Source organism: Tranquillimonas alkanivorans (genome assembly GCF_900115595.1).
GTDB lineage: Bacteria > Pseudomonadota > Alphaproteobacteria > Rhodobacterales > Rhodobacteraceae > Tranquillimonas > Tranquillimonas alkanivorans.
The window spans coordinates 18,568-28,647 of record NZ_FOXA01000037.1; the positions used below are offsets into that span (position 1 = coordinate 18,568).

A 10,080-nucleotide genomic window follows, 5' to 3' on the forward strand; every position below is an offset into this window, starting at 1 on the left:
GCATGACCATCCCCTTCTCGTTCGAACTGCGCGACACGCTGCGCGCCCATCTTGCCGCCACCGGAGCTTCGAAGGCGGAACTGGCCCGCGCCTGCGGGCTGAACGAGGGTGCCGTGGCCAAGATCCTGCGCAATCCCTCTTACGTACCCCCGGCGCGGGTGATGGAGGCCCTGGAAGCGGGGCTCGGCGTCCCCCTGCCCTCCCCGTTCCAGCGCAAGACACGCACGTGGCGGCAGATCAGCGACGAGCTTGCTGCGGCCGACCCGCACGACCGGCGCCTGTCGCGCATCCGTTGGCTCATGCGCAACGCGGGCTGGACGGCGGGAAGGAAGGTCGCCGACCGGCAGGAGGTGATCGACTTCTTCTCGCGTCACCGCCCGGCGACCTTCGATCTCGCGCCGAGCACTTGGGCCACCTACAAGTCCGACCTTCTCGGCACCCTGCCCGCCCCGCTTGCCCGCACGCCCGGGATCCGCGATGTGACGGGCTGGGCCCGCGACACCTATGACCGCATCGGCAAATGCCGCGATCTCCGGGACTACCACCTGGTCTCCGGTGCGTTTCTCGCCTGGATGCATGCGGAAGGCCTCCAGCCGTCCGACCTCACCGAGAAGGATATGCTGCGCTACCACGACCAGCGCCTGGCCAGCGGCACGAAGACGGAACGCGCAGTGAAGCACCACGTGCAGAAATGCGCCGCCCTCACGCGACGGATCGCGGTGCACCCCGATTTCACCGACCTCGGTTTCCCGGCGCTGCCGTCGCCCTGGTCGCGCCCCGCAATCCTGCCGGGCGAGGCCGAGATCGCGCCGCTTATGGAGGAATTCGACACCCGCGTCGCGCCCTGGCTCCTCGGCGAGCGGTCGGCGTCCGGCGAGACCCGTGCGACCTTCCTCGCACGGCTCGACGCGGCAAGCCCGGCCAAGACCGGCGCAGCCGCCGGGCCGCGGGATCTTCAATCGGTTCTGTCGCGGCTTCGGGGTGAGTCAGGAACAAAAGGCGTACATCAACGCCCCATGGACGAAGATGAGGCCGCCGCCGCGGGATTCCTGACGCGCAATAGGACGTGGGCGGCCAGCACCGTCGCGAGCTACCGCAAGTCCCTTGCCGCCTTCGCCCGGCGGCTGGCGATCGAGGAAGGAATTGTGTGCCCGAGCCTGCGCGAGGCGACGGAGCCCGATGTCGTCGAGGCGATGGTGCTCCTCACGCTCAGGGACAACCCCGATGCGGAGGGCTTCGGCAGCGCCTATCCCAGCACGTTTCTCGGCCGGACCGTAAAGGTCGCGCGCGACTATGCGAGGCAGGACGAGAAGGCGGTCGAAAAGCTTAAAGAGCTTGCGTCGGGCTACGCGCCGAAGCGTTCAGGCATTGCCCCGCGCAACAGGGCGAAGCTCGAGGAATTTTCCACGACCCGCACGACCCGCTTCCGCGGCCTGGCCACCGACATCCTGCGCGACGTCAAGCTCGAGATCGCGGCCCGGCGGCGCAAGGCGCACAAACGCGGCGAGCACCCTGCGACGGTGGACCTCTACGACCGGGCTCTGGCCTGCCAGGTGATGCAGGCGATCGCTCATGATCTGCTTCTCGCCCGCGCACCGCGGTCGGAGAACGTGCTGGCCGCGAGGCTCGACCAGGTCCGCTGGCGCGAAAGCCGCGCCACGCTCGTCGTGCCAGCGGTGGAGGTGAAGGGCCGCGAAGCCGGCGATCCCGACCTCGTGATCCCTCTGGGTGAAGAGCAGAGCGCGACCTTGCGCGCCTATCTCGACCACGTCCGCCCCAAGGCGCTTCGGCCGGGGGACGCGGCGAACCCGTACCTGTTCCCGAGCCCGAAAAAGCCGGGGGCCCATTACGGGGCGCTGCTGAACGCGCTCTGCAAGCAGGTGCATGCGCGCACCGGGGCGGAGCTTCACCCGCACCTGTATCGGCACCTCGTCGGGTGGATCTGGTTGAAAGAGGATCCCGACGCCCTGCCCCACGTGCAGCGGCTGCTGGGGCACAGATCGATCGCGACCACCATGCGCTACTACGCGGAAATCGCCGACCAGGTGGCGATCGACGCCTGGCAGAAATTCATCTCGAAGGAAAAAGCCAATGATCCCGACCCTACCGCCGGTCCTGGCGTCGCACGACCCGTCCCGCCTGCGCACGCTTCCCAGAACCACGCGCCCCACCGAGATCCTGGAGCTATACGCGTGGGTGGACAGCGCGGCGCTCAAGGGCGCACGAAACCAGCAGCTCGCGCCTGAGGACAAGTCATGAGCGAAGGGCCCTACGAGACGGACTCGAAACAAGGAGCTCCGGCCGACGCGGCACGGGCCCTCGCCCAGTGGTCTGGCGCAGCCAGAACAGCTCTCTCCCCCGCCGACTGGCGAGATTTCCTGGACTGGCTGCGCACCGAGCGCGGCGACGCGGCCGCCTGGCGCCTCGCCGATCGCCTGGCGCCTCTCGTTCTCGCCCGCTGGGGACGGGAGACCGCCACAGGGCTCGCAATAGCGCTGCGGGAGGCGCGCTGCAGCGAAGCCGGGCCGGCCCGCACGGCTTGGGACGGCGCAAAGACGGCCATCTCGGGTCTTCCCGACGATTGGCAGGCGCCCCTCCTCGCCGTGCTCGAGCGGAGCCGCGCGGCGGAGGGCCACCTGGTGCGGCCGGGCAGCGGTGCACTTCTGAGCGCGGCCACTCTACGCGGGGTCGGCTATTCCCTGCAGGCCTGGCACCGGTACTGCGCCGGGCGGGGCAGCGCCTCCCGCCCGACCGCCACCGGCTTCGAGACCTGGGCTGCCGACATGGAGAAGGACGGCAGGGCGCTGCGCACCATCTCCGGCGGGCTGTGCGACGTGCTCATCGGCTGGCGCCTTATCACACCGGGCGACGACCTCCGGGCGGCGGAGTGGGTTTCGTCGGACTGGACCGAGCGCGCGATGCAGAGCGCGCCCCCCACGAAGCGGGCCGCCGGCACGGTTCCTGCGACAGAGATCTTCCGGCTTGGCCTGCGTCTGTTCGAAGAGGCCGATGCCGCGCCGCTCCCGACACCAAGTGCAGCCGCAGCCGCGCGAAACGCCCTGCTCCTCATCGTCGCCGCGGCTCTGCCGCAGCGGGCCCGGGCCCTGTCGCATCTCGACAGCGCTTTGAGCTTCCGTCTGCTCGAGGACCCGCTGATCCGCGTCCGTCTGCCCGGCTATGCGCTCAAGCGACGGGAGACACAGAAGGCGATGGCGCGGGCGGGCTTCCACGCGACGCTCGAGAACCCGGCGCTCTGGGACGTCGTCCACCGCTACCTGTCGGTGCACCGTCCTCTCCTCGACGACGGCACCGGGCTCTGGCCGTCGCTGCGCCGGCGCGGCAAGCGGCTCGACCCGGGCCGCCTGGGGGAAATCATCGGCGATCTGACCGAGGAACACCTGAAGACCCGCGTCAGCATCCATCGCGTCCGCGACGCGGTCGGCACGGAAGCGACCGAGGAGCTGCCGCAGGGCGGTCGCATCGCCCCGGTCCTGCTTGGGCACCGCGACCCGCGCACCACGGCGCGCCATTACGACCACTCCGAAGGCCTCGCGGCCACCCGCGCCTGGGCGGCCGTCGCCTCCCGCGGACTGCGTCAGCGTCCCTCGCTTCTCGACTGACGGCCGCCGTCCACCGCCGCCCATCGCCCTTCAGGGCAGGGTCTGTAAAGAACGGTGGCCGGGGACCCGATGTGGGTGCCCAACGCCCGATCTTTACAGCCGCCGCCTGTCGCCGTCCCTGCCCTCAACCGCCGCCGGACCGGCACGAAGCCCCTCAACAGAGCCGGCCGACGTGTGCGAGAGACAGGGATCCGAGCGCGGCTGAGGCCCCTGCCCGTCCGCGACACCGCGCGACATCGCCGGCTTCCGTTGAAGCGGACTCGGACTCGGTGGCAACCGCGGTGAGGCAAGGCGAAGAACGCGCACCGCGTGCTGATCGACGCGCTCTCCCGCCGGCCCTCCAGGCGAGGCCGGACGGGAGACGCCCCGCTCACAAGCGCCAGCAAAGAGATGAACCGGACGATCCTTCCCGTGTCCGGACCGCGTGCGCCCCGGCAGCCGCGCACGTGTTTGAGCCGCCCACTTCCGGGCGGTGCTGCCAAGCGAGGTAATCTCTCATGCCATTCGACAGCCCACGCTCCGCGTTCGCGGAACTCGCGGTATTCCTGTGCTCCGAGGCAGAGGCGCTGCAGAACGCAGCCCTTCTCCTCGGTGGCCGGCCGGCCCTGCGCCGGACGCAGCGCCTGCTGGACGACATGACCACAGCGCCGCGGTTGACCCAGCGCCTCGCGCGCGAGGTCTCGGCGCTGCACGACCTGCTCACGCTCGAGAACGTCGGCGACCCCGAGCGCCTCGAGACCGCGTACTTCGACGAGATCGACCCGGCCAGCGCGGTCGTCGAGGACATCTGCTTGGCCGCTGACCGGCTCGAAGACCTGATGACGGCGGCATGCAGCGAGAGCGGTGTCTGCGCCCAGGAACCCCTGGCCGCCTGACGTGGCGCCTCGATCTCGGGCGCTTCCGAGAGATCCGCGCCCCGCCGGACGAAGGCGCGGATCGCTCGCGCGCTCGCGTCCCATGCCAACGAAAGGATAAAATGATGACGAACTACCGTAACCCGGCCTTCGAGGACGATTTCGGGGCCTCCAGGGCGCAAGCGCCCCGGCATGCTGCAGCGGAGGCTGGATGTCCGCACCTCGAGAGGGCGCGTGCACTCACGGTCGAAGCCGCGAAGTGGATCATCGTGTTTCAGTTCAGTATCCGACCAGGCGGGAACACTCTGGACGTAAACGTCACCACGTATCACGAAATGCTCGACCCCAGCGCTCCTGATGCGTTGCGCCTCGCCGCGTGCAGGCGCATGCACGAGGCGGCAAAGTTCCAGGCGCAGATGGAGGCTTGGGAAGCCAAGCGGGCCACCCGGACTACCCACCGTCGCGATCCCTACGGCCTCGAGTGGTGCACCACTCAGCGCGGTGCTGTACTCGAACATCTCGCTGAGCTACTCGAAGCCGCCATTTTTGGATACGAGGCAAGTGGCGTGACTGCATGACCATCCGGCACAGGCGCCCCACGGCGTCTGTGCCACGTCGGCCGCGCTTCGCGCCGAGTTTCGAGGGCCCGGGAGGCGCTGGCGCTCCGAGCCGCCAGATGGCCCGCACGCTCGACTTTCGCTCCCGCCGATCAGTTGCCGGAAGCGAGCCCCTCGACGCTCGGGAAGATCATGAGCTGCGGACGGCACCACCCCCACGGAATGGCGGGCACCCCTCTTCAACAAATTCCTCCGTTTCCGCGCACGATCTTCAACAGACGACCAAAGCCCAAGGCCTCTTTCACAGACGCAACTTGATGGCTGGACGAGGGCAAAGAAAGCCTCGGCGAACAGGATGCGGTCAATGGCTGCCGTCTTCACGGCAGGCGTTGGTCGAGCACGTTTATCTCCTGATAGTGGATGAGGGCAAGAAACGTAGGCGAGGTAGGCTTACGGTTCGCAACCGTTCCTCTTGTACCCCTGCCCCAACGCTTTCAACGCGCTTCCTCATCTCGACATGTTTCGCTTGCCGTCCGTAACGCCGCCAAGCCTATTCATGCGCTGGACAAATCCTTGTCACTAATTTCGACCTCTCTGGTCGATACAAAACAGCGAAGGAGCTCCGAAATAAAGCTCCACGCACGACAGTGTCCACGTGCATTCCGCACAGGTGATGCCGGCGAACGGCCCATCCTCCGGCCGACGAAGCGCTAAAGGATCGAAATTTTTCCGAAACCCTTACCACACGTTCTCGGCAATCGGTTAACCGCTCTGATATCGTGACAGTAGCGCGGCCAAGTCGCGTTCGAACGCAGCCTGCTGCTTCTCCGGGATGGCAACGTGTTTCGCTATCATCGTGATGCCACTCTTAGTCGGTTTTATTCTGACATCACCGCCATGCTCAAGAGGGATGCATTTCTGGGCGTGACCGCTTTTTCCCTTGGAGATTGTCCTCTTCGCTGCGTCGGAAGATTCCGTGCCCTCCAGCTCCATTTCGAGTAACGGCAGGATTTCTCGTACTTGGCGCTGGCTTGCCTCGGCGGGCAACCTCGCTTCAAGCTCAACTCTAAAGCGCTGCGCTTTCAAACCAAGCGCTACTGTCGGCTGCGGCAGCTTTAGACGATCTGCAATTGCACGTTGGCTGATGTCCGAGCCGTGTGTTTCACGGATGTAGTAAGCCATTTCTCCGACAGCGAGGTAAAACTCAATACCGGTCAGGTTTTTCCTAATCTGATTCTCGAAGTAACGTTCCTGAAGATCGCTAAGCGTGCCATCTCCATCCTTTAGTTCTGTGGTTATTACCGCTAAAACTGGGCGCTTCAGGACCTCGCAGGCGGCCTTCCTTCGTCGTCCGCTTTGAAGGATAAATTTTTCATTCTCAGAAATAGCATACGGTTTGCTCTCGTCGGGCTGCCAAGCAGGATCGGCCGGTCGCACCCTAATCGGCTGCATCTGTCCGCGCACTTTGAAATTTTCAACGAGTTCAGCGAACGCCTTGTCGTTCCCCCAGTCCCCGAGCCGATCAGAGCCCACCTCGTCGACGATCTGACTGGGATCGAGTTCGACGGCAACGCGTCCCTTTCGTATCGCCTCGGAAAGTCTCTGTGTATTGCTCCGAAGCTCCTCTACAATGTGCGCCGTCTGAGCACGAGAAGCCTGACCCCACACGCCCTTGTTAGACACGCTCAGTGGAACCGCATCCTCAGTTGGAGAAGATTCTCTTGGACGCTTCGGACGCATTACTTGATTCTTCATGCTGCCCACCATTTTTCTATATAGTCCTGCGCGTAGCCTCTGCTTGGAAGCTCCGGCAACACGGTAGTCACGAGGAAATCATTCACAATATTGGCATCCTCAGTGAATTTCTTCGCCGAAGCTCTACGAGACCGTGGGGCGTTGTATTCGTAAATGCTCTTATATTCGTCTGCGGCATTCGAGATCGCGTCTGATCGAGGATAGTATACTTGCGCAAAAAGTTCTTCGTTTGCCCCGTAGAGCTCCATGATTTGCTCGAGCTCCTTATCATGGCTGACGATAGTCGGAAGCACTACATGATTCCCCAACCCAATTTCATCAGCTCTCTCCGGAAACTGAATTCGCAACTCCTCAAGCGCGCTCAAGATGCTGCTTGCGTAGGTAGTTAACGTAGAAAGATCGAAGCCCTTTACCGTCTGCGGAATTATCACGCTATCGGCCGCAATTAGTCCATTTAGCTGCATGAGCGTTAGCGCAGGCTGCTGGTCAATTACGATCAGGTCCAGCGTTTCCGTCATCGCTCTTCGGAAGACATCTTTATCAAAGGTTCCGTCGGCCTTCCGGAGATCAGCGGAACGTGTCTTCGGTCCATATTTTGCATCCCATCGGCTCAAGGCGTCCTTCAGACCGAAATATATTGGCCTTCTTTGCTTCTGAGAGATCAGAAAAAGGAAGATGTCCGCCGATTGAATTGACGCGCCTCCCGGCAGCAATCGGATGCCCGGCCACGGTGTCGATCGCCACATCGCATCAAGTTCGTTTGCGGGAGCACGGAAGAAGTCGTCCTGCGTCGGCTCAGAAATTCCCATGAATTCCGCTGCGGTATCGACTTGGTCGCTGAACAGTGGTAGCTCGTTATCAGCAAAGTACAGGCTGACGGTAGCCTGCGGGTCGCAATCGATCACGCCGACTCTGAGTCCATAGTTCATTGAAACGTACTGCGCGAAGTGGGCTGCCGAAAGGCTTTTTCCTGTCCCGCCTTTTTGAGCTCCGAAAGTAACAACTCGGAGAGGTTCTCCTGGCTGCCTCCAATGGAGGTAGGGGCGTTTCGAGTGCCTGTTCGTGTGCAGGATTGCACGCAACTCCATGAGTTCATCAGGACCAAACAGGCGCTCTCTCCCGACGCGCTCGCCCCCCCTGAAGCCGGGCTCTTCATCCGCAAGGCGCGTGATTGCTCTCGTGAGATAGACGCTGTCGAGTCCGAGGAGTTGGGCGGTCTCTCTAATCGAGAACCGTTTGGTGACGCGTTCCTTCCGGGTCAGGTCGCGCTGCAGCCTTGTGTTCACCGAAAGCATCGTACCCGTCAGCGATCGGACGAATGTCTCCAGCATCTGCGTCTCCTGCTCGAGTGATAACCGCGGTTATCACTTTTCTTTTAGGGCCTACTGTAGGGCTCTTCTATTTGATACCGGCCCGGATGCGGTAAGTCATCGTTTTTTTAGCTTGTCGCGCTGAGATATGTGACTCCAAGCTTATGTAGACAGCCTCTGGTCGGGACGGTTGAGAACTGCTCTTTCAGCGCTCCCCTTACGCGCGCCTGTCTCCAAGGCGTCGTCGCGAGGGACGGCGCCGTTGGTAGCAAACCTCCCTCGCCGTCCGCCTTGCTGGGAAGCCCCATTCTTGGTTCATTTGAGGTTATACGAACGAGTTTTGCGCGGAGGCCGCTTGATGGCGTTGTAGAAAACTCTGCAAAATTCGGACCAAGGCTCCGGGCGATGGTTCGCTTGGAACTGCGCTTGCCAGCATGTTCTTAAACTGCTCGGGTGACGGAGGGCGCCTCCAGTGTGGACGCCACTGCTCCTGAACATACGTCGAAAGTCGGCTGAGGAGATGTCCTGGGTCGGCGGATCGTTCCAGATGGAAGACTTGTTGAGACAGCGTGTCTTCTCCGCATCGGACGTTCAACTTTGTCCAAAGCGTACGGAGATGGTCTTTGATAACCGCTGTTATCATCGGGTTTGCCTCACCCTCCGGTACGAGCTGCGAGACGATGGCGTGGGTTTTCTCAACCAATGTCGGATTAACGTTGGCGTTGAAGCAGGGGTACTGAACACCCCGTGTGAGTTGTTGCCATTCCTCTACAAGTTTCTGTGCTACCGTCACGACGATCGGATCGGAACCCTTTTGGGGTGAAGGGAGATCAGACGAGGGTTTTGTTTCAGAGTGGTTATTATGATTATGGTTAGTCTCTATATAGCGTTCAGCAGGCTGACTGGCCCCTTCAGGCGGCTGACCCTTCGAGAGAAAAGTGCGCAGCGTATGGCGCCAGTGCTTCCAGAACGTCACCAGGTAGAGCAGGCTTCCGTTGCCGCCGACTTTGTTCCGAGTTTCGGAGGTCTTCACGAGGCCGAGGTCGCGTAGTTCCTTTAGGTGCGCGCTGATGGAGGGCCTGGACTTACCCATCATCTCCGCAAGTCGCTTCTGTGAAGGATAGCATTCGCCAGTGTGCTGATTTGCGTGACTGCAAAGCAGAACGAGAAGCCGGAAGGCTCCGTCAGTCATTGGAAGGTGCAAGAGATCGTGGGGCAGGGCAGTAAAGCCCCCCTCGGGAGAAAAATTCAGTTGCATCGACGTGCCTCATCGTCCCCGCAAGGCGCTTTTGCTTGCGAACTACGGCTAAGGCTGATACGAAGAAAGTGTGTTAGGGTTGCTTCGTAGCAGCCGCGAAATTGAAGCCCAGAGCAGCGCCAACTGCTCTGGCTTCTTCGTTTTTGAGCCTACTTATGTGCCATTTGTCTCTGTCCTGCTCGATTCCGCCGTCTGGTGCGGCGTTGGTTTATGATGCAGACACGTTCATGCCACGAAAGTTGACTTCCGTCCACGCCTTCGTGAGGTTGCGTTAAGAATGTCTTGCAACTGACTGATAATACAGAGATTTGCACAAGAATATGTTCTGTTTCGGCGGGCTCCACCAGATATTGATCTGCGAAGGAGCTGCGAATCATGGTCCGCGACGAGGCTGATTCTGACCCGTAGCGGGTCTTTGCGCCTCGCGCGATGCCTGCGGGCCAGTGTGCGACGAGATGATAACCGTGGTTATCGTTGGTCAGAGACGGTCGAGCAACTCATCGCAAAGGCGCAGCGGGTGTTCCACCCGTTCTCCTTCGAGGTGAAGGACGTGGTCTGGTGGTCGGCCTACCAGATCGGGCAGCGGCTGACCGACAGGTTCGACGACCTCTCCGGAGGGGCCACAGGCCGGCATCCGGCGGTGTTCATCGCCGGCGACGCCTGCCACACGCACAGCCCGAAGGCGGGGCAGGGGATGAACGTGTCGATGGGCGACGCCTTCAACCT

At 62.5% G+C, this 10,080-nt stretch carries 8 protein-coding genes; 5 read left to right on the forward strand and 3 right to left on the reverse strand.

Annotated elements, in window-relative coordinates:
• The first annotated feature begins 2 nt into the window (after positions 1-2).
• The 4 genes from BM162_RS20170 (at position 3) to BM162_RS20185 (ending at position 5,052) form a co-directional block, all read left to right on the forward strand.
• Positions 3-2,246, forward strand: a complete 2,244-nt coding sequence (locus BM162_RS20170) for a tyrosine-type recombinase/integrase (protein ID WP_093425469.1) — start codon at positions 3-5, stop codon at positions 2,244-2,246.
• Between the two features lie 9 nt (positions 2,247-2,255).
• Positions 2,256-3,620 (forward strand): hypothetical protein, encoded by a 1,365-nt coding sequence (locus tag BM162_RS20175; RefSeq protein ID WP_093425470.1) that lies wholly within the window; start codon positions 2,256-2,258, stop codon positions 3,618-3,620.
• A 497-nt stretch (positions 3,621-4,117) separates the two neighbouring features.
• Complete coding sequence (locus BM162_RS20180; RefSeq protein WP_093425472.1) at positions 4,118-4,495, forward strand: hypothetical protein; 378 nt, start codon at positions 4,118-4,120, stop codon at positions 4,493-4,495.
• A 104-nt stretch (positions 4,496-4,599) separates the two neighbouring features.
• Positions 4,600-5,052: a hypothetical protein gene (locus BM162_RS20185; protein ID WP_143096244.1), complete on the forward strand. Its 453-nt coding sequence runs from the start codon at positions 4,600-4,602 to the stop codon at positions 5,050-5,052.
• 741 nt (positions 5,053-5,793) lie between these two features.
• On the opposite strand, the gene BM162_RS20190 is transcribed toward BM162_RS20185, so the two are convergent.
• The 3 genes from BM162_RS20190 to BM162_RS20200 all read right to left on the reverse strand — a co-directional run bounded on the left by BM162_RS20190 (position 5,794) and on the right by BM162_RS20200 (position 9,354).
• Entirely contained in the window at positions 5,794-6,786 is a 993-nt protein-coding gene (locus BM162_RS20190; RefSeq protein ID WP_143096245.1) for a hypothetical protein, read from the reverse strand.
• Positions 6,783-8,117 (reverse strand): AAA family ATPase, encoded by a 1,335-nt coding sequence (locus tag BM162_RS20195; RefSeq protein ID WP_093425476.1) that lies wholly within the window; start codon positions 8,115-8,117, stop codon positions 6,783-6,785. The genes BM162_RS20190 and BM162_RS20195 overlap by 4 nt, the downstream gene beginning before the upstream one ends.
• A 304-nt stretch (positions 8,118-8,421) precedes the next feature.
• Complete coding sequence (locus BM162_RS20200; RefSeq protein ID WP_093425478.1) at positions 8,422-9,354, reverse strand: helix-turn-helix domain-containing protein; 933 nt, start codon at positions 9,352-9,354, stop codon at positions 8,422-8,424.
• 445 nt (positions 9,355-9,799) lie between these two features.
• On the opposite strand from BM162_RS20200, the gene BM162_RS23385 reads away from it, so the two are divergent.
• Positions 9,800-10,080: FAD-dependent monooxygenase (locus BM162_RS23385; RefSeq protein ID WP_342741194.1), on the forward strand; the 281-nt coding region annotated here is incomplete at its 3' end.

Coding starts and splice junctions, on each gene's coding strand:
- BM162_RS20195 (WP_093425476.1), bottom strand. CDS start 8,117: ATGCTGGAGACATTCGTCCGATCGCTGACGGGTACGATGCTTTCGGTG.
- BM162_RS20175 (WP_093425470.1), top strand. CDS start 2,256: ATGAGCGAAGGGCCCTACGAGACGGACTCGAAACAAGGAGCTCCGGCC.
- BM162_RS20185 (WP_143096244.1), top strand. CDS start 4,600: ATGACGAACTACCGTAACCCGGCCTTCGAGGACGATTTCGGGGCCTCC.
- BM162_RS20200 (WP_093425478.1), bottom strand. CDS start 9,354: ATGCAACTGAATTTTTCTCCCGAGGGGGGCTTTACTGCCCTGCCCCAC.
- BM162_RS20190 (WP_143096245.1), bottom strand. CDS start 6,786: ATGAAGAATCAAGTAATGCGTCCGAAGCGTCCAAGAGAATCTTCTCCA.
- BM162_RS20180 (WP_093425472.1), top strand. CDS start 4,118: ATGCCATTCGACAGCCCACGCTCCGCGTTCGCGGAACTCGCGGTATTC.
- BM162_RS20170 (WP_093425469.1), top strand. CDS start 3: ATGACCATCCCCTTCTCGTTCGAACTGCGCGACACGCTGCGCGCCCAT.